Source organism: Streptomyces sp. NPDC028635, assembly GCF_040637635.1.
GTDB lineage: Bacteria > Actinomycetota > Actinomycetes > Streptomycetales > Streptomycetaceae > Streptomyces.
The window spans coordinates 66,221-85,494 of the sequence record NZ_JBEZWX010000008.1; the positions used below are offsets into that span (position 1 = coordinate 66,221).

The 19,274-nt window shown below is 71.7% G+C and carries 16 protein-coding genes; 3 read left to right on the plus strand and 13 right to left on the minus strand.

Features of this window, described 5'->3' with window-relative positions; genetic code table 11:
- Positions 1–45: 45 nt before the first annotated feature.
- The 6 genes from rplS to AB0E88_RS11355 all read right to left on the minus strand — a co-directional run bounded on the left by rplS (position 46) and on the right by AB0E88_RS11355 (position 3,595).
- Positions 46–396, minus strand: a complete 351-nt coding sequence (rplS, locus tag AB0E88_RS11330; protein ID WP_030168262.1) for a 50S ribosomal protein L19 — start codon at positions 394–396, stop codon at positions 46–48.
- Between the two features lie 133 nt (positions 397–529).
- Complete coding sequence (gene trmD / locus AB0E88_RS11335) at positions 530–1,363, minus strand: tRNA (guanosine(37)-N1)-methyltransferase TrmD (protein ID WP_361627594.1); 834 nt, start codon at positions 1,361–1,363, stop codon at positions 530–532.
- Entirely contained in the window at positions 1,360–1,917 is a 558-nt protein-coding gene (gene rimM, locus AB0E88_RS11340; RefSeq protein ID WP_361627597.1) for a ribosome maturation factor RimM, read from the minus strand. The genes trmD and rimM overlap by 4 nt, the downstream gene beginning before the upstream one ends.
- 81 nt (positions 1,918–1,998) lie before the next feature.
- Complete coding sequence (locus AB0E88_RS11345; protein WP_005479813.1) at positions 1,999–2,238, minus strand: RNA-binding protein; 240 nt, start codon at positions 2,236–2,238, stop codon at positions 1,999–2,001.
- 2 nt (positions 2,239–2,240) lie between these two features.
- Positions 2,241–2,660: a 30S ribosomal protein S16 gene (rpsP, locus tag AB0E88_RS11350; protein WP_361627601.1), complete on the minus strand. Its 420-nt coding sequence runs from the start codon at positions 2,658–2,660 to the stop codon at positions 2,241–2,243.
- Between the two features lie 338 nt (positions 2,661–2,998).
- Complete coding sequence (locus tag AB0E88_RS11355; RefSeq protein WP_361627604.1) at positions 2,999–3,595, minus strand: hypothetical protein; 597 nt, start codon at positions 3,593–3,595, stop codon at positions 2,999–3,001.
- A 565-nt stretch (positions 3,596–4,160) separates the two neighbouring features.
- Between AB0E88_RS11355 and AB0E88_RS11360 the strand changes: the two genes are divergently transcribed.
- Positions 4,161–5,006, plus strand: coding sequence for an SAM-dependent methyltransferase (locus AB0E88_RS11360; protein WP_361627607.1), 846 nt, complete (start codon positions 4,161–4,163; stop codon positions 5,004–5,006).
- Positions 5,007–5,013: 7 nt separating this feature from the next.
- Here AB0E88_RS11360 and ftsH read toward each other — a convergent pair whose 3' ends face one another.
- The 6 genes from ftsH to AB0E88_RS11390 all read right to left on the minus strand — a co-directional run bounded on the left by ftsH (position 5,014) and on the right by AB0E88_RS11390 (position 14,631).
- Complete coding sequence (ftsH, locus tag AB0E88_RS11365) at positions 5,014–6,951, minus strand: ATP-dependent zinc metalloprotease FtsH (protein ID WP_361627610.1); 1,938 nt, start codon at positions 6,949–6,951, stop codon at positions 5,014–5,016.
- A 101-nt stretch (positions 6,952–7,052) separates the two neighbouring features.
- Positions 7,053–8,606 (minus strand): signal recognition particle protein, encoded by a 1,554-nt coding sequence (gene ffh, locus AB0E88_RS11370; RefSeq protein WP_361627613.1) that lies wholly within the window; start codon positions 8,604–8,606, stop codon positions 7,053–7,055.
- 82 nt (positions 8,607–8,688) lie between these two features.
- Positions 8,689–11,130: a [protein-PII] uridylyltransferase gene (locus AB0E88_RS11375; protein WP_361627616.1), complete on the minus strand. Its 2,442-nt coding sequence runs from the start codon at positions 11,128–11,130 to the stop codon at positions 8,689–8,691.
- A 35-nt stretch (positions 11,131–11,165) separates the two neighbouring features.
- Positions 11,166–11,504, minus strand: coding sequence for a P-II family nitrogen regulator (locus tag AB0E88_RS11380; protein WP_028802442.1), 339 nt, complete (start codon positions 11,502–11,504; stop codon positions 11,166–11,168).
- The gene (locus AB0E88_RS11385) at positions 11,501–12,850 is read right to left on the minus strand and encodes an ammonium transporter (RefSeq protein WP_361627619.1); all 1,350 of its coding nucleotides are present in this window, start codon (positions 12,848–12,850) and stop codon (positions 11,501–11,503) included. The genes AB0E88_RS11380 and AB0E88_RS11385 overlap by 4 nt, the downstream gene beginning before the upstream one ends.
- A gap of 293 nt (positions 12,851–13,143) precedes the next feature.
- Positions 13,144–14,631 carry a hypothetical protein gene (locus AB0E88_RS11390; protein WP_361627622.1) on the minus strand — a complete coding sequence of 496 codons (1,488 nt, stop codon included), beginning with the start codon at positions 14,629–14,631 and terminating at the stop codon, positions 13,144–13,146.
- Between the two features lie 450 nt (positions 14,632–15,081).
- Here AB0E88_RS11390 and AB0E88_RS11395 point away from each other — a divergent pair, with 450 nt between their 5' ends.
- Entirely contained in the window at positions 15,082–15,744 is a 663-nt protein-coding gene (locus AB0E88_RS11395; RefSeq protein WP_361627625.1) for a bifunctional DNA primase/polymerase, read from the plus strand.
- 457 nt (positions 15,745–16,201) lie between these two features.
- Here AB0E88_RS11395 and ftsY read toward each other — a convergent pair whose 3' ends face one another.
- Positions 16,202–17,410, minus strand: coding sequence for a signal recognition particle-docking protein FtsY (gene ftsY / locus AB0E88_RS11400; protein ID WP_361627628.1), 1,209 nt, complete (start codon positions 17,408–17,410; stop codon positions 16,202–16,204).
- Between the two features lie 172 nt (positions 17,411–17,582).
- Here ftsY and AB0E88_RS11405 point away from each other — a divergent pair, with 172 nt between their 5' ends.
- Positions 17,583–19,028, plus strand: coding sequence for a cytosine permease (locus AB0E88_RS11405; protein ID WP_361627631.1), 1,446 nt, complete (start codon positions 17,583–17,585; stop codon positions 19,026–19,028).
- Positions 19,029–19,274 lie beyond the last annotated feature (246 nt).

The following is a 19,274-nucleotide window of genomic DNA, read 5'->3' on the forward strand; positions in this document are numbered from 1 at the left end:
CGGGGGCGAATGCTATCCGGCCCCGCTGTGACCCCGGGAAAGCGCTCAGCTCTCGCGCTTCTCCTTGATCTTCGCCGCCTTGCCGCGCAGCTCGCGCAGGTAGTACAGCTTGGCGCGACGCACGTCACCGCGGGTGACGAGCTCGATCTTCTCCACGATCGGGGTGTGCACCGGGAAGGTGCGCTCGACGCCGACGGAGAAGGAGACCTTGCGGACCGTGAAGGTCTCGCGCACGCCGGAACCCTGGCGACGGATCACCACGCCCTTGAACTGCTGCACACGGGAGCGGTTGCCCTCGATGACGCGGACGTGGACGTTGACGGTGTCACCCGGGCGGAAGGCCGGGACGTCGCTGCGCAGCGACGCGGCGTCGACGGAGTCGAGCAGGTGCGACATTTCGTCTGCTTTCTTCGCTGATGCCACAGGTCATCAACGGGATAGATCTTCCAGTGGAACGCTGCCCGGGTCGGAGCGGACGTCGTCTCCCCCTGTGGCAGGGGCGCACGCCGGACGGACGGACAGCAGCGGTCTATTCTTCCACGCCGTTCGCCCGGCGCCAAAATCGGCCGTACGGCTCGCCGCCGGGGTCGGGCTCCCAGCCCAGGATCGACAGCATCTCGCGGTCCTTCTTGTCGAAGGCCTTCGGGTCGCACCGCTCGATCAGGTCGGGCCGGTTGGCCGTGGTGCGCCGCAGCGCCTCGTCGCGGCGCCAGCGGGCGATCTTCCCGTGGTGGCCGCTGAGCAGCACCTCGGGGATCTCCCGGCCGCGCCAGGCGGGCGGCTTGGTGTAGACGGGGCCCTCCAGGAGGTTGGCCATGGCGCCGGGCGCGAAGGAGTCGTCGCGGTGCGACTCGGCGTTGCCGAGGACGCCGGGCAGCAGCCGGGCCACGGCCTCGGTGACGACGAGGACGGCCGCTTCCCCGCCGGCGAGGACGTAGTCACCGATGGACACCTCGTACACGGGCATACGGGTGGCGTACTCGTCGATCACCCGGCGGTCGATGCCCTCGTAGCGGGCCGGGGTGAAGATCAGCCAGGGCCGTTCGGAGAGGTGGACGGCGAGTTCCTGGGTGAAGGGCCGGCCGCTGGGCGTGGGCACGATCAGCGCGGGCTCGCCGGAGCCGCTCTCGTAGCCGTCGGCGAGGACGGAGTCGAGCGCGTCACCCCAGGGGTCGGTCTTCATGACCATGCCGGGGCCGCCGCCGTAGGGGGTGTCGTCGACGGTGTTGTGCCGGTCGTACGTCCAGTCGCGCAGGTCGTGGACGTGCACGTTCAGCTGTCCACGCGCGCGTGCCTTGCCGACCAGGGAGACGTTCAGCGGGTCGAGGTACTCGGGGAAGATCGTGACGACGTCGAGCCTCATGCGCCGGCGTCCTCCGGCTCCTCACGGGAGGAGGCGATCTCCGCGCGCTCGTCGATGAGCCCGGGCGGCGGCGTGATGACGGCCTTCTGCTCGGCCAGGTCGATCTCGGCGACGATCTCCTCGACGAAGGGGATCATCACCTCGCTGCCGTCGGGCCGTTCGACGATGAACAGGTCCTGGGAGGGCAGGTGGGAGATCTCGGTGATCCGGCCGACCTCGGTGCCGTCCTCGGTGACCACGTCCAGGTCGATCAGCTGGTGGTCGTAGTACTCGTCCTCGTCCTCGGGCAGCTCGTCGGGGTCCACCTCGGCGATCAGGAGGGTGTTGCGCAGCGCCTCGGCGGCGGTGCGGTCGGCGACACCCTCGAACCGCAGCAGGAGGCGGCCGCTGTGGACGCGTCCCGCCGCGATGGTCAGCGGGCCGGTCGAGGCGGGGTCCGTGGCGAGCACGGCGCCGGGGGCGAGCCTCAGTTCCGGCTCGTCGGTCCGTACCTCGACGGTGACCTCACCCTTGATCCCGTGGGCACGGCCGATCCGTGCGACTACCAACTGCACCTGTTCATTCTCCCTGTCATACGACTGCGGGCCGGGGACGGCCCAGTGGCCCTCCCCGGCCCGAGCCGGTGCTGCACAGCGTCAGCGGACGTGGTCCACGTCGACGAGGTCGACACGGACACCGCGGCCGCCGATGGCGCCCACGACGGTGCGCAGAGCGCGTGCGGTACGGCCGTTGCGGCCGATGACCTTGCCGAGGTCGTCCGGGTGGACCCGGACCTCGAGCACACGTCCGCGGCGCAGGTCGCGCGAGGCCACCTGCACATCGTCAGGGTTGTCGACGATGCCCTTCACGAGGTGCTCGAGAGCCTCCTCGAGCATGCTCAGGCCTCGGTCGACTCGGACTCAGCCGCAGCCTCGTCCTTCTTCTCAGCCTTCTTCTTCTGGGTGATCGCCTCACCCTTGCTGTCGTCATCGCCACCGAGGGCCTCGAACGACGGACGCGCCGGCTTCGGCTCGGCGACGAGGAGCGGCGCCGGGGCGGGCTCGCCCTTGAACTTCTGCCAGTCGCCGGTCTTCTTCAGGATGGCGAGCACGGGCTCGGTCGGCTGAGCGCCGACGGAGAGCCAGTACGCCACACGCTCGGCGTCCACCTCCATGACCGACGGGTTGTAGGTCGGGTGGTACTTGCCGATCTCCTCGATGGCCCGGCCGTCACGGCGGGTACGGGAGTCGGCGACGACGATGCGGTAGTGAGGCGAACGGATCTTGCCCAGACGCTTCAGCTTGATCTTGACTGCCACGGGAGTGGGTTCTCCTGAATTTGACGTGGTTGGGCACGGCGAGAGAGCCGCGTGGGGTTGCGGTACCCGAGTGCCCGATGGACGCGTCAGCCGGAGGAGAGAGGGGTCCTGTGCGACTGTCGAGTACAGCTAGCCATTGTGCCACACGCTGCGGGGCGCTTCCGGCCGCGGGTTGCTTGTCGTGGGCACGCTTGAGAGGCACCCGGCGACGTCGTGAGCGCCGTCGGGTGCGCAACCCGGCGTGACGGGGTGCCGCCGCGTCGTCCGCCGACGCGGCGGCACCCCACCCCGGTTCCGGCCGCTCCGGCACCCACGAGATGCCGGTGTGCGCGGCCCCGCTATGCCGCTCCCACGACCTCCGGGATGCGGAAGGGCTTGCCGCAGCCGCCGCAGACGATCGGCGCCTGGGCCAGGACGGACGGGACGACGCGGACGTTGCGGCCGCAGTCGCACACCGCCTTGACGCGGACCCCGCCGCCCGAGGACCCGTGCCGCGCGGCCGGGCCGCGGAAGGCGCGGGTGGCGTCCGAGGAGGTCGCCACCGAGTGGGCCTTGAGGGCCCGCTGGAGGCGGTCGATGGTCGGCCGGTAGCGGCGCTTCGCCTCGGGACTGAGCGTGACCAGCGAGAAGCCGCTGCTCGGGTGCGGCTCCTCGGGGTGGTCCAGGCCCAGTTCCTCGGCCACCGCGAGGAATCTGCGGTTGTGGTAGCGCCCGGCCCGGGACGTGTCGCGCACGCCGCGCGCGGCGGCGATGCCATGGACTGCCTCGTGCAGCAGTCGCTCGAAGGAGAGCTCGTGCCCGCACGCGGACGACGACTCCCCGATCAGTGACTCCGGCGCGGCGAGGTCCGGCAGCTCGGGGTGGTACCGCTGAATGTCGGCCCACGCCTGCGCCAGCTCGGCGGCGAGAACAGGTGGTGTCTGTGTCGTGCTCACGTAATGACAACGAGCCGGGGTGCCGCTGTGTTCCGATTCCGGGGCATCCCAAATAATTTGCACGTACCCGTCAGTTGCCACTGATGTGCCCTGACGAGGACGGGTGCGCTGATCTGCGGAAATGCCGCACAGCTCGTACCAAGGTGGTGCGTAGCACGACGTAGGCGTACGTACGTACCGGCGCGTAGATCATGTCGACGCGGGACGCTCCACGGGGTCCGCCGGTGCGCAAGGGCCCTTTCGGTCACGCGCGCCGCGAGCCCCGTCACCTACCTCAGCGCATGCGACGACGGCGACGTTACCGGGTCGGTCGCGGGTCCCGGGCACCGCCCCGGGACCCCGGCGGCGGGCAGCGTCCGCGCCACGTTGCGTGCAGGTGAAATCCAGCCAGTCCGGCGGCCAACTCTCAAACCGCGGCCGCTTTCCACTGGACGCACCGCCGAGGCCGGAGTTTCCTGGCATACGGGGGTCAGTGCGAGCGCACTGGACGGGGGCCACGCAAGACCGGCAACTCCATGCGATACGGGCACACGACTTTGCTCTCGGCGGATTGGGGCGCGTACCTATGACACCTACGCTCGTGCGGCAGCACCTCCCCCAGGCGGGCTCGGCCCCCCGCGTGGACCTGTGTGCACGCGCGCGTGACTGGTCGGAGATCCAGGAGCGGATGCTGGTGCCGCTCTACGAGACCGTCTACGAGCGACTGGAAGTGGGGTCCGGCACCCGCCTGCTGGGCCTGGGCTGCGGCTCCGGCCTGGCCCTGCTGATGGCGGCGGTGCGCGGCGCGGAGGTCACCGGCGTCGAGTGCCACTCCCCGGAACGGCTGGCCCTCGCCCGCGAGCGGCTGCAGCCGGCGGCACCCGGGGCACACGCGCGTGGCGGTGCGCGGCTGGTGCGGGAGACCCCGCGGCGGGCGGCCCCGTCGTACACCCTGGTGACCGCGTTCGAGCCGATCGGCTGCACGGCGGGCGACTCCGACGGGCTCGCGCAACTGCTGGCCGGGGCGGTGGCGGTCGCCGAGCGCGGCACCCCCGTGGTGCTGGCCGGCTGGGGCCCGCCGGAGCGGTGCGCCACCTCCTCGGTGCTGCGGGTGGCGGGAAAGCTGGCCGATCCGCTGCGCAGCCCGGGCAGCTGGCGCCCGGCACGGCGCGACGACCTCGAGGAGGTCGCCCAGCGGGCCGGACTGCGCCCGGACGGCTCCGGACGCGTCGCCTGCCCCTTCGGGTACGCCGACGCGGACAGCGCGGCGCGCGGGCTGCTGTCGACCGGGCTGTTCGACGCGGCGCTCGCGGCCACCGACCAGGAGCAGGTCGGCAAGGAGCTGACCGAGGCGCTGCACCCGTACCGCAGGGCCGACGGCACGGTGTGGATGCCGAACGTCTTCCGCTATCTCATAGCCCGCGTGCCGTGAGCCCCGCTCACGGCTCCTCCTTGGTCAGCCGGGCGATGCCCGCGATCCGGTAGGCGTCGGCCTCCTCCAGCGTCTCGCGCTCCAGCAGCGCCTCGGCCAGGGCGTCCAGCTGCCCGCGGTGGTCGCGCAGCTTGCGGCACGCCTCCTCGTAGCACTCGTCGACGACCCGGCGCATCTCCTCGTCGATCGCGTCGAGGGTCTGCGGGGCGGCGGCCAGGCCGTAGGCCTGCTGGCCGTCGTCCGGCAGCGCGGAGAGCCGGCCCACCCGCTCGCTCATGCCCCACCGGGAGACCATGCCGCGCGCGATCCGGGTCACCTGTTCCAGGTCGCTCTCGGAGCCGGTGGTGATCACGTCGTAGACGACGTGCTCGGCCGCCATGCCGCCGAGGGCGCCGATGATGCGGCCGCGCAGGTACTCCTCGGTGTACGCGTACTTGTCCGCGTCCGGCGTGGACAGGGTGACGCCGAGGGCCCGGCCGCGCGGCACGATGGTGATCTTGCGGACCGGGTCGGCGCCCGGCTGCAGCATGCCGAGCAGCGCGTGCCCGCTCTCGTGGTACGCGGTGCGCCGCCGTTCCTCGTACGGCATGACGAGTGAGCGTTCCGCGCCGAGCTGCACCTTCTCCAGGGCGTCGGACAGGTCGGACCGGTTGACCTGCTGCCGGCTGCGTTTGACGGCGAGCAGGGCCGCCTCGTTGGCGAGGTTGGCGAGTTCCGCGCCGGTCATGCCCGGGGTGGTTCTGGCGACCTGGGCGAGGTCGACATCGCTCGCGAGCGGGATCTCGCGGGTGTGGATGCGCAGGATGGCCTCACGGCCGCCCCGGTCCGGGGGCGAGACCTGGACGACCCGGTCGAAGCGGCCGGGCCGAGTGAGCGCCGGGTCGAGGACGTCGGCGCGGTTGGTGGCGGCGATGACGATGACGCCCTCGGAGCCGGAGAAGCCGTCCATTTCGGTCAGGATCTGGTTGAGGGTCTGCTCGCGCTCGTCGTGGCCGCCGACGGCGGCGCCACCGCCGCGGGCCCGGCCGATGGTGTCGATCTCGTCGATGAAGATGATCGACGGGGCGACCTTGCGGGCCTCCGCGAACAGCTCGCGCACCCGGGACGCGCCGACGCCGACGATCATCTCGATGAACTCGGAGGCGGACGCCGAGAAGAAGGGCACCCCCGCCTCCCCGGCCACAGCCCGCGCGAGCAGCGTCTTGCCGGTGCCGGGCGGCCCAGCCAGCAGCACACCGCGCGGCATCTTGGCGCCCATGCGACGGTAGGCGTCGGGGTTCTTGAGGAAGTCCACCACGTCGTTGAGCTCGCCCTCGACCTCGTCGATGCCGGCGACGTCCGCGAAGGTGGTGCGCTGCTGCCCCGGCTCCAGCTCGACCGGTTTGGGCGGCGCCTTGCGGCCCAGCATGCCCCCGGGCCCGCCGAGCCCCGCGCGCATCCGCCGGGCGATGAACACCCACACCGCGACCAGCACCAGCATCGGCGCCAGCGAGATCAGCAGGTTGGCGAGAAAACTGCGGTGCTGGACGACGGGTTCCGCGGTGACCGTGACGTTGTGCTTGGTCAGGGACTCCCAGATCTTGTCGTCGGCGAAGGTCGGCCGCTCCGTCTTGAACTTCTTGTAGGTGCCGGAGTCCTTCGGGTTGTCCTGCGCCTTCTTCAGCTCGCCCTGGATCGCGTTGCCCTTGGCGTAGATCTTGCTGACATTGCCGGCGTCGACCTGCTTGCTGAACTCGGTGTACGAGATCGTCGGCTCGGTCGCCTCGTCCTGGAAGGACAGGATGAGGTTGGCGATCAGGTACACGACCAGGGCGGCGACGATCAGCCGCCACCAGCCGCCCCCCATCCGCCGCCCACCGGAGGGTTTCTTCGGCGGCTCCTCGGGGGTGCCCTCGGTACGCCAGGGCTGGTCGGGCGACTTCCGCGGCGGCGCAGGGTTGGTCATACCGGGACGTTACGACAGGAAAGCCCGGCAGGCATGCGGGTGTACGACGCCGGGGGCGCCCCCTGACAAGGGGCGCCCCCGGCGGGAGTACGACGGGCCCGTCAGCCCATGAACTTCTTGAACTCGTCCGGCAGCTCGAAGTCCTGGCCGGCCTGCTGGCCCGGCAGGCCGAAGGCACCGCCGTTCTCGGCGGCGGCCGCGCGGCGGGCGGCCTCCTCCTGCTCCTGCTGCTTGCGCTTCATCGGGTTGCCGGAGCGCTGCTTGCCCTTGGCCTTCTTCTGCTGCTTCTTCTGCCGGCCGGGGCCGCCGCCCATGCCCGGGATCCCCGGCATGCCCGGCATGCCGCCGCCCTGCGCCATGCGGGACATCATCTTGCGGGCCTCGAAGAACCGCTCGACGAGGTTCTTCACGGCGCTGACCTCGACACCGGAACCCTTGGCGATACGGGCGCGGCGGGAGCCGTTGATGATCGTCGGGTCCTGGCGCTCGCCCGGGGTCATCGACTTGATGATCGCCGCGGTGCGGTCCACGTCACGCTCGTCGATGTTGTTGATCTGGTCCTTGATCTGCCCCATGCCGGGCAGCATGCCGAGCAGCTTGCTGATGCTGCCCATCTTCCTGACCTGCTCCATCTGGGCCAGGAAGTCGTCCAGGGTGAAGTCCTGGCCCTTCTTCGACGCCAGCTTGGAGGCCATCTTGGCGGCCTCTTCCTGGCTGAACGTCTTCTCGGCCTGCTCGATCAGGGTGAGCAGGTCACCCATGTCGAGGATGCGGGAGGCCATCCGGTCGGGGTGGAAGGCGTCGAAGTCGTCGAGCTTCTCGCCGTTGGAGGCGAACATGATCGGCTTGCCGGTGATCTGCCGGATCGACAGGGCGGCACCACCGCGGGCGTCACCGTCGAGCTTGGAGAGCACCACGCCGTCGAAGCCGACGCCGTCGCGGAAGGCCTCGGCCGTGTTGACGGCGTCCTGACCGATCATCGCGTCGACGACGAACAGGATCTCGTCGGGGCTGACCGCGTCCCGGATGTCCGCGGCCTGCTGCATCATCTCCTGGTCGATGCCCAGGCGGCCGGCGGTGTCGACGATGACGATGTCGTGGACCTTGGCCTTGGCGAACTCGATGGAGTCCTTGGCGACCTTGACCGGGTCACCGACGCCGTTGCCCGGCTCCGGCGCGTACACCGCGACGCCGGCGCGCTCGGCGACGACGCTCAGCTGGTTCACGGCGTTGGGGCGCTGGAGGTCACAGGCGACCAGCAGCGGGGAGTGGCCCTGCTCCTTGAGCCACCGGCCGAGCTTGCCCGCGAGGGTGGTCTTACCGGCACCCTGGAGACCGGCCAGCATGATGACGGTCGGCGGCTGCTTGGCGAAGCGCAGGCGCCGGGTCTCGCCGCCCAGGATCGTGACGAGCTCGTCGTTGACGATCTTCAGGACCTGCTGGGCCGGGTTCAGGGCCCGGGAGACCTCGGCGCCGGCGGCGCGCTCCTTGACGTTCTTGATGAACGTGCGGACGACGGGCAGGGCCACGTCGGCTTCGAGGAGCGCGATGCGGATCTCGCGCGCGGTGGCGTCGATGTCCGCTTCGGAGAGCCGTCCCTTGCCGCGCAGGTTCTTGAAAGTCGCTGACAGGCGATCGGAGAGAGTGTCGAACACGGCGCTCGCGGTCCTCGGGGTCGGTGGCTGCTGACGAATCGCCCTCCAGGGTATCCCGGCGACACAAGTCACCGGGGCGGGCTCACCCCCGCAGGGTCTCCTCCAGCTTCCGCGCCACCGCCGTGGCCTCCTCCGCGGGCAGCGGCGCGCCGTCCGGGTCCGTGACGTAGAAGGCGTCGACGGCGTTCGCGCCGAGTGTCGACACGTGCGCGCTGCGGACGCTCACGCTCGCGTCCTCCAGCGCCCGCCCGATGTGGAACAGCAGACCGGGGGCGTCCTGGGCGCGGACCTCGATCACCGTGGCGAGGCGGGAGGCGGCCGGGTGGACGGTCACCCGGGGCGGCGGCGGGACGACACCGCGCCGGCGCGGGTAGGCCGCGTCGCGTTCGGCGAGGCGGGCGGCGATGTCCAGGGAGCCGTCCAGCGCGCGGACCAGGTCGGCACGGAGCCGGGCGGCCTGGGGCAGGGAGCCGTACTCGGCCGCGACCCGCCAGTCCAGCAGCAGCACCGAGCCGTCCACGCCGTCCGGCAGGTCCAGCACCCGCAGCTCGGCGGTGCGCACGGTGAGCCGGTGCACGGCGAGGACACCGGCCACCGCGGGCAGCACGCCCGGCTGGTCGGGTACGGCGATGAGCAGCTCCACGCCGAGCGGCTCGGGATCGCCGGAGGGCTCCTCGCCGGGCGGTTCCGGCTGTGCCCGCAGCGCCAGCACCGGCCCGCCGGTGGCCACCGCCTCCAGTCCGAGCCGCTCCTGCTCGGCTGTCGTCGCGGCCGGCTCGGGCTCGTCCGGTACGTCCCCGGCGAGCACGGCCGACACCCGGCGCACCAGGTCGGCGACGAGCGAACCGCGCCAGGAGGACCAGGCGGCCGGGCCGGTGGCCAGCGCGTCGGCCTCGGTCAGGGCGTGCAGCAGCTCCAGCGTGGCCGGCGTCCCGACCGCGTCGGCGACCAGCCGCACGGTGGCCGGGTCGTCCAGGTCACGCCGGGTGGCCGTCTCGACCAGCAGCAGGTGGTGACGGACCAGGGCGGCGAGTACGGCGACGTCGGCGCGGTCGAACCCGATGCGTGCGGCGACGTCGCGGGCGATGATCTCGCCGGCCACCGAGTGGTCGCCGGGCCAGCCCTTGCCGATGTCGTGCAGCAGGGCCGCGACCAGCAGCAGATCGGGCCGGCCGACCCGCCGGGTGAACTCCGAGGCGCGCACGGCCGTCTCGATCAGGTGCCGGTCGACGGTCCACACATGGACGGCGTTGCGCTGCGGCCGGCAGCGCACCCGCTCCCAGTCGGGCAGCAGCCGGGTGATCAGCCTCTCGGCCTCCAGCGCCTCCCACACCTGAACGGTGGGGCGGCCCGAGCCGAGCAGCGTGACCAGCTGTTCGCGCGCCTCGGCGGGCCAGGGCGAGGGAAGCGGGCGGGCGGTGGCGGCCATCCGGCGCACGGCGTGCAGCGAGAGCGGCAGACCGGCCTGGGCGGCGGCGGCCGCGGCGCGCAGCGGCAGCACGGGGTCGCGTTCGGGGCGGGCGGTGCGCGCGAGGACCACCTCGCCGTCCTGTTCGACGACGCCCTCGGCCAGCGGGGACCGCTCGGCGACGGGCTTGCCGCCGCCCAGCATGGCCCGCAGCCGGGGCCGCACCGCGCGGGAGCGCAGCACTCGGCTCACCTCGCGCCAGGTGACGTCACTGGCGTAGGAGACGACACGGGCGGCCTCGTAGACCTGCCGCAGCAGGGCGTCGGCGTCGAGCAGGCCGAGGGCGGCCGCGACCTGGTCCTGTTCCTGGAGGGAGAGCCGGTCGGTGGCCCGGCCGGTGGTCAGGTGCAGGGCGTCGCGGACGTCGAGGAGGCGGCGGCGGGCGGCGGCGAGGCCCTCGCGGGGCGCGTCGGCGAGCCAGGACGCGGCGACGGCGCGCAGGGCGGTGGCGTCCCTGAGTCCGCCCCGGGCCTCCTTGAGGTCGGGTTCCAGCAGGTACTGCAGCTCGCCGTGGCGCTCGGCACGCTCCGCGCACAGTTCCTGGAGTTCGGGCAGGCGCTTGGGCGCCTGGTTGCGCCAGTCGGCGAGGACGGCGGTGCGCAGCGAGGCGGTCAGGGCGGAATCGCCGGCGAGGTGGCGGGCGTCCAGCAGGCCGAGCTGCACCTTGAGGTCCTCCCCGGCCGTCCTGCGGGCCTCGGCCGGGGTGCGCACGGAGTGGTCGAGGGCGAGGCCGAGGTCCCACACCGGGTACCAGAGGCGGTCGGCGAGCGCGGCGACCTCCTTGGGGTCGGCGCCGTCGTGCAGCAGGAGCAGGTCGAGGTCGCTGCGCGGGGACAGCTCGCCGCGGCCGTAGCCGCCGACGGCGACCAGGGAGAGGCCCTTGAGCTCGCCGGTGCCCGCCCTGAACAGCCCCGCGAGCCAGTCGTCGGTGAGCTGGGACAGGGCGCCACGGCGCGGCGGCCCGGACTGCTCCCCCTCGGTGAGGAGGTGCAGCCGGGCCGCCGCGTAGCCGCTGGGGCCGGGGTCTGCTGTTTCGTTGCGCGCGTCCGTCGTCACCCAGCGACTCCTGTTCGTCAAGCGGTCGGTGCGGGTCAGAGCGCGTCCGGGCCGCGCTCGCCGGTGCGGACCCGGACGGCGGTGTCGACCGGGATCGACCAGACCTTGCCGTCACCGATCTTGCCGGTGCGGGCCGCCTTCACGACGACCTCGATCAGCTGCTCGGCGTCGTCGTCCTCGGCCAGCACCTCGATGCGGATCTTGGGAACCAGGTCGACGGTGTACTCGGCGCCGCGGTAGACCTCGGTGTGGCCCCGCTGCCGACCGTAGCCGCTGGCCTCGGTGACCGTCAGTCCGTGGACCCCGAAGGCCTGCAGGGCCTCCTTGATCTCGTCGAGCCGGTGCGGCTTGACGACGGCGGTGATGAGCTTCATGCGTCCACCTTTCGGGTCACGGCCTCGGTCACGGCCGCCGGTACGGCGCTGGTGCGGGCGGCTCCGCCACCGGCGCCGCTGAAGTCGTACGCGGTCTCCGCGTGCTCGCTCTGGTCGATGCCGCGGACCTCCTCGTCCTCGGTGACCCGCATGCCGATCGTCTTGTCGAGGACGAAGGCGAGGATCGCGGAGACGACGAGGGAGTAGGCGAGGACCGCGCCGACGCCGGCGCACTGCTTCCACAGCTGGGTGAAGGAGTGGTCGCCGTAGAAGACGCCGGTCGCCGCGGACTGGCCCTTGCCGGTGGCGAAGAACCCGATGAGCAGGGAGCCGGCGATGCCGCCGACCAGGTGGACGCCGACGACGTCGAGGGAGTCGTCGTAGTTGAAGCGGTACTTCAGGCCGACGGCCATCGCGCACAGCACACCGGCGATGGCGCCGACGGCGATCGCGCCGAGCGGGGAGACCGCGCCGCCGGAGGGGGTGATGGCGACCAGGCCCGCGACCGCGCCGGAGGCGGCGCCCAGCGTGGTGAACGCGCCGTGCCGGATCTTCTCGTAGATCAGCCAGGCCAGCATGGCGGCACCGGTCGCGACCTGCGTGTTCACGAACATCAGCGCGCCCACGCCGTCGTCGTTGCCGAGCCAGGAGCCGGCGTTGAAGCCGAACCAGCCGAACCACAGCAGGCCCGCGCCGAGCATGACCAGCGGCAGGCTGTGCGGGCGCATCGGGTCCTTCTTGAAGCCGACGCGCTTGCCGATGACGAGGATCACGCCGAGCGCCGCGGCACCGGCGTTGATGTGCACGGCCGTCCCGCCGGCGAAGTCGATCACGCCCAGTTCGTAGGCCCAGCCGCCCGCGCCCCAGACCCAGTGCGCCACGGGGAAGTACACGACCGTCACCCACAGCGTGATGAACAGCGCCCAGGCGCTGAACTTCACACGGTCGGCGAGCGCGCCGCTGATCAGGGCGGGCGTGATGATCGCGAACATCAGCTGGAACATGCAGAACACGAAGACGGGGATGGAGTAGCCGTCCCACAGCTCGGTCAGCCCGATGTTGCTGAGGCCGAGCCAGTCGGAGTTCCATCCGATGAGGCTGCCGGAGTCCGTGCCGAAGGCGAGGGAGAAGCCGTAGAGCACCCACAGGACGGTGACGATCCCGAGGCTGATGAAGCTCATCATCAGCATGTTCAGGGTGCTCTTGACGCGGACCATGCCCCCGTAGAAGAAGGCCAGGCCCGGGGTCATGAGCATCACCAGGGCGGAACAGATGAGCATGAAGCCGGTGTTGGCGGACGACAGTTTGGGCGCGTCCGCCGCAAGCATGATGGCTGCTGGTGCCATCGGCGTCTCCTCGTCGTTGTACGGCCCCGTGCGGGCGAAGCCTGAGCGGAATGCCTCAGCGGAATGAGCGGTGGGCCGGTTATGGCGACGAGATTGACGCAGCGCGGTTTCGGTGGGCGCCCCGTGTTGTTTCGCCGGGGTGACGAAGGCGCCACGCGTGTTACGCCCCGATGAATTGCCGGGGGGAACGGGACCGGCCGCGGGCGGCCTTCCGATGACCTGGCGGGGGAGCCGAGTCGGGCAGTTCGGGAGGGCCGGCCGCGGCCGGGGTTCAGGAGGGGGAACGGATGGTGTCAGACCGCCTCGGCGGCCTCCGGCAGCTCGGCGGCGAGTTTGTCGGTCAGGTCGACGATCTCGGCGAGGTCGCCGAAGTCGCGGGCGGCGGTGTCGACGGTCTTGCGGATGCGGGTGTTGACCCGCTCGGAGCGCACCTTGCGGGCGATCCCCATGGCCTGCCCGGCGTAGACCGTGCTCTGCTCGGGCTCGCGGCGCAGCAGGTGGACGGTGGCCATGCCGATGAGGTTCAGCGCATACGACCGCTGGTGCTCGCCGTCCTGCGCGAACAGCTCCACGGCCCGCTGCATCAGCGGCTCGGCGAGGGAGGCGTAGGCGGGGCTGCGGCCGGCGACGTAGGCGAGGTCGCGGAAGGAGTGGCTGTTCTCGCCGTACAGCTCGGCCTCGGAGAAGAAGCGGATCCAGTCGGGGTCCGGCTCGTCCCAGTCGTCGGCGTCGGCGAAGGTGTCCTCGGCCATGCGGACGGCCCGCTTGCACTTGCCGGGCTGGCCCATGTTGGCGTAGGCGCGGGCCTCCATCGCATACAGCATGGCCTGGGTGCGGGGGCTCGCGCAGTCACGGCTGCCGTACTGGGCGAGGTGGATGAGCTCCAGGGCGTCCTCGGGCCGGCCGAGGTGGATCATCTGGCGGCTCATGCTGGAGAGGATGTAGGAGCCGAGGGGCTTGTCGCCGGCCTCCTTGGCGGCGTGCAGCGCGAGGACGAAGTACTTCTGCGCGGTCGGCTGCAGCCCCACGTCGTACGACATCCAGCCGGCCAGCTCGGCCAGTTCGGCGGCGACCTTGAACAGGCGCCGGGTGGTGGCCTCGGGCTGGGGTTCCTGGAGCAGGTCGGTGACCTCGTGCAGCTGACCGACGACCGCCTTGCGGCGCAGGCCGCCGCCGCACTGGGCGTCCCACTGCCGGAACATCACGGTGGTGGTCTCCAGCAGGTCCAGCTCCGGCTTGGAGAGCCGGCCGCGGGCGCGGCTGGTGGGGACCGGCTGCGGGTCGGCCTCCTGGCGCTGGCCGGGCAGCGCCGGCGTGGGCACCAGCCAGCGCTGCATCGGCTCGATCAGGGCGGGGCCCGCGGCCAGACCCAGCGAGCTGCCGAGGAAGCCGCGCCGGGCCAGCATCAGGTCGCTGCGGGAGAACTCGCCGAGCAGGGCGACGGTCTGCGGGCCCGTCCAGGGCAGGTCGACGCCGGTGGCGGACGGCGAGGGGCGCACGGTGCGCAGGCCGAGGTCCTCGATGGAGACGACGCAGCCGAAGCGCTCGGAGAACAGCTCGGACAGGATCCTGGGAATGGGCTCGCGGGGGTTCTCACCGTCCAGCCAGCGGCGGACCCGGGAGGTGTCGGTGGAGATGTGGTTGGCGCCGAGCTGACGGGCGCGGCGGTTGACCTGGCGGGCCAGCTCGCCCTTCGACCAGCCGCTGCGCACGAACCAGGAACCGAGCAGCTCGTTGGGGCGCTTCTCAGCGTTCGTCCCGCTACCGCCGTTGCCGCCCACTGGAACGCCCCCATCCCTCAAGACCTCTTGCCGCGCCTGTGCGGCAAGCCCTATCAGAATGCCGGTTCTCGGGCCTTCCGTCCGGCGGTTCTCACCCTTCGAACGGAAAGTCGAGTTGCCTCCGGCATACCCACGAGTGCATGTGCCCGCCGGTACCGTGCACTCAAAGTAATCCTACGATCACCCGTCCGGCCATGGTGAAACCGTAAACGCCACCATTCGCCACCCCTTCGAATGAACTCACGGCGACCTTCCCGCGATTCACTTGACATAGGACAGCCGGGAGTGAGCGCACGGACGCACTCGGGGGCGCGTGCCGCCGGATGCACCACCGCGGGCACTTCCGGACGCCGTCGGCGGCAAGGCCGGGGACACGCTCCGTAGCGGGTTGAGTGTTCTTGGTGACCACCGCTTCGTAACCACCGGTGCGTCGGACCCGTTGGAGGGGGCATGGGCTTCACGATCGGCAGCAGTCGGGGCATCCGTGACATCCGGTCCGTCTCGCGGCGCCGCGGCCGCTCGTCGGAGTGCACCACGGTGGCCGAGTTCACCGGCCTGTGGGGCTGGGACGTGGTGCCGGGCGCACGGGCGGCGGCGGGCGTGTGCTCGTGCGGCCGCGGCGACTGTCCGGCGCCGGGCGCGCATCCGCTGTCGTTCGCGGATGAGGTGCGGGCGGGGGCGACGCTGGGCGAGGTGACCGCGGCGTGGGCCGAGGTGCCGGGCGCGGCGGTGATGCTGCCGGTGGGGCGCGCGTTCGACGTGCTCGAGGTGGCGGAGGCGGCGGGCCGGCGGGCGCTGGTACGGCTGGAGCGGATGGGGGTGCCGCTGGGGCCGGTGACCGCGACGCCGCAGGGGCGGGCGCAGTTCTTCGTCGCGCCGGGGGCCGCGGCGGAGCTGCCGCGGCTGCTCTACCGGATGGGCTGGGACGATCCCTCCCTGGATCTGCGGGGGCTCGGTCCCGGTACGTACGTCACGGCTCCGCCGTCGGATCGCGGAGGGCGGGGGCCGGTGCGGTGGCTGCGTCCGCCGGCGCTGGACTCGGCGACTCGGCCGCCGGCGGCGCGGCTGGTTCTGGGGACGCTGGCGTATGTGGCGCATCGGTCGCGGGGGTAGTGGTTCGTTTGCGTCCACGGGTGGGTGAGTGGTTGCTCGCGCCGTTCCCCGCGCCCCTTTTGTGCCTGCGGCGGCCCCTTGCGGTGCGTGGTCGGTTGCTGCCTCGCCAGCGGTTCGTTGTGGGTCGGGGCCGGGGTGGGGGGTGTCCGTCCTCGGTCCGGCCGCCCGCGTCCGACGAGGGGCGCCGTTGTTTGGTGCCGGACGCTGCGGGCGGACACCCCCCACCCCGTCCCCTTCCCGCCGTACGCGCCTGCGGGCCGTCGCCCCAACGGTCCAAGCAGGCGGCGGGGCCGTCGCGTCTTCAGGGGTGCGGGGAACTGCGCGACCGGCCATGACGCGCCCGCGCTGAGCCGCGCGGGGGCGGCCAGGTCGCCGTGGCCGCGGGCGGCGCGAAACGCATCCACCCCCGGACGGGAACCCGTGCCGGGGGTGGGACGCGCTGGGGCCGACGGAGTCGCTAGTCGCCGATGAGGGCGTCCACGAAGGCGCCCGGCTCGAACGGGGCCAGGTCGTCCGCGCCCTCGCCGAGGCCGATCAGCTTGACCGGTACGCCCAGCTCCCGCTGGACCGCGATCACGATGCCGCCCTTGGCCGTGCCGTCGAGCTTGGTCAGGACGATGCCGGTGATGTCGACGACCTCCGCGAACACGCGGGCCTGGACGAGGCCGTTCTGCCCGGTCGTGGCGTCGAGGACCAGCAGCACCTCGTCCAGCGGGGCATGCTTCTCCACGACCCGCTTGACCTTGCCCAGCTCGTCCATGAGGCCGGTCTTGGTGTGCAGGCGCCCGGCGGTGTCGATGAGGACGACGTCCGACCCCATCTCCTTGCCCTCCTTCACCGCGTCGAACGCGACGGAGGCGGGGTCGCCGCCCTCCGGTCCGCGCACGGTGTAGGCGCCGACCCGCTCGCCCCAGGTCTGGAGCTGGTCGGCGGCGGCCGCGCGGAAGGTGTCGGCGGCACCCAGGACGACCGAGCGGCCGTCGGCGACGAGGACGCGGGCCAGCTTGCCGGTGGTGGTGGTCTTGCCGGTGCCGTTGACGCCGACGACCATCACGATGCCCGGCTTGCTGGTGGCCGGCTCGGTCTTGACCTCACGGTCCATGTCCGGGCCGACCAGCGTGAGCAGCTCCTCGCGCAGCAGGCCGCGCAGCTCCTCGGGGGTGCGGGTGCCGAGCACCTTCACCCGCTCGCGCAGCCGGTCGACCAGTTCCTGCGTGGGCTGCACGCCGACATCGGCGGTGAGCAGCGTGTCCTCGATCTCCTCCCAGGTGTCCTCATCGAGGTGCTCCCGGGACAGAAGGGTGAGCAGGCCCTTGCCCAGGGCGTTCTGGGAGCGGGACAGACGGGCGCGCAGGCGCACCAGGCGGCCCGCGGTGGGCTCCGGGATCTCGATCTCCGGGGCCTCGACGACTTCGGCCGGCGGCTCCTCTACGGCGACGGGTGCCTGGCCGCCTGGAAGATCCACCTCCTCGATGGTGCGCCGCGGTTCCTCCCGCGGCGTCTCGGCCTCGTCGCCGACATGCGGCTCGGCCGGAGGAGCGGTGATGTCGGGCGCGGCGGGGGGCGGCGGGGGCAGCGACTTCTTCCGTCGGCTGCCGACCACGAGCCCGCCGAGCGCGACGATCGCGACCACGGCGATGACTACAGCAAGGATGACGGTTTCCATAACCCGTCCAGTATCAGCCATGGGGCTCCGCCAGGGCCGTCTTGTGGCTTCCTCCGAGAGACAAACGCCATCGAGAGGCAGGAGTCGGGCCAAAGTACGATGGTGGTCCCTACATCAACGCGCGTAGAGTCCCGACGACCCCCTGTCCCCCACCTTGAGGCTCCCTCCTTCCATGAGTAAGACCGCCGAGACCGAAGGCGCTCTCGAAACCCGCGGCATCGAACAGGTGCCCGACAATGAGCGCACCGCCAAGCCCCGCGAGCTGTTCCCCACCTGGGTGGGCGCCAACATCAGCGTGCTGCTGCTCACGATGGGCGCGAGCCTCGTCGTGGCGTACCACCTGAACATCTGGCAGGCGCTCGTCGTGGCGGGCGTCGCACCTGTCGTCTCGTACGGCCTGGTCGGGCTCATCGGCATCGCCGGCAAGCGCGGCGGGGCGCCCGGGATGGCGCTGTCGCGCGCGGTGTTCGGCCAGCGCGGCAACCTGCTGCCCGGTTCGCTGATCTGGGTGGCCCGCTGGGGCTGGGAGACGATCAACGCGGTGACCGGCGCCTACGCCATGCTCACCATCCTGGACATCGTCCTCGGCGTCGGCGCGAACAGCGTGCTCGACATGGTCATGCTGCTGCTGTTCGTCGTCGCCACCTTCGCCATCTCCGGGCTCGGCATCAACGCCGTCCAGAAGTGCAACAAGTACGCGACGTACCTGTTCGGCGCCTTCTCGGTGCTCGTCCTCGTCTATCTGGCGGTCAACACCGACTGGTCGAAGGTGATGGACCACGGCGCCGGCTCCACGGCCGCGGTGATCACCGGGATCGGCATGATCGCGGCCGGTGGCGTGAGCTGGATCCCGTCCGCCCCCGACTTCACCCGCTACCTGCCGCGTACGGCGTCCTCGAAGGCGATCGTCGGTACGTCGGTCGGCGGCGCCGGCATCGTCGTCCTGCCGATGGTGCTGATGGGCGCCGTGATGGCGGTCTCCACGCCGGACCTCGCCTCCGCGTCCGACCCGGTGTCCTTCCTGGGTGAGATCCTGCCCACCTGGATCGCCGTGCCCTACCTGCTGATCGCGCTGATCGGCATGCTGCTGATCAACTCGATGTCGATGTACTCAGCCGGCTTCACCGCGCAGACCCTCGGCTTCAAGGTGCCGCGCCACTGGGCGGTGTCCGTCAACGCCGTGATCTCGCTGATCTTCGGCGGTGTGCTGATGCTGGTGGCGACCAGCTTCATGGGCTCCTTCATCGCCTTCCTGTCCCTGCTCGCCGTCGCCTTCTCCGCCTGGGTCGGCGTCTTCGGCGCGGACATGCTGCGGCGCACGGACTACGACGGTGAGGCCATGGCCGACACCACGCGCACCAGCGCGTACTGGTACCGGGGCGGCTTCTCCCCCGCCGCGGTCGCCTCCTGGGCGGTGGGTCTCGTCGGCGGACTGCTGTTCACCACGTCGGACTGGTTCACCGGCCCGCTCGCGAAGAACAACGTCATCGGTGAGTACGGCCTCGGCTGGGTCGCCACCATCGTGATCTCCGGCCTGCTGTACCTGGCGCTCCCCAAGCCGCCGGTCGTCCACCCGACGGCGCGGACGGCCGAGCAGCGCGAGAGCGTAACCGTCTGACGGTCCGCTCCCCCTGGCCCCCTCCGGCGAAGCCCGCGGAGGGGGCCTTTCTCACGCCGCGGAGGCACCGGCCTTCCGCCACGACGGCCCGCAGTCGCGTACGGCGGGAAGGGGCCGGGGTGGGGGGTGTCCGCCCGCAGCGTCCGGCACCGGGCAACGGCGCCCCTCGTCGGGAACGGGCGGCCGGACCGAGGACGGACACCCCCCACCCCGGCCCCGCCGTAACAACCGGCCGCAGGCGAAACC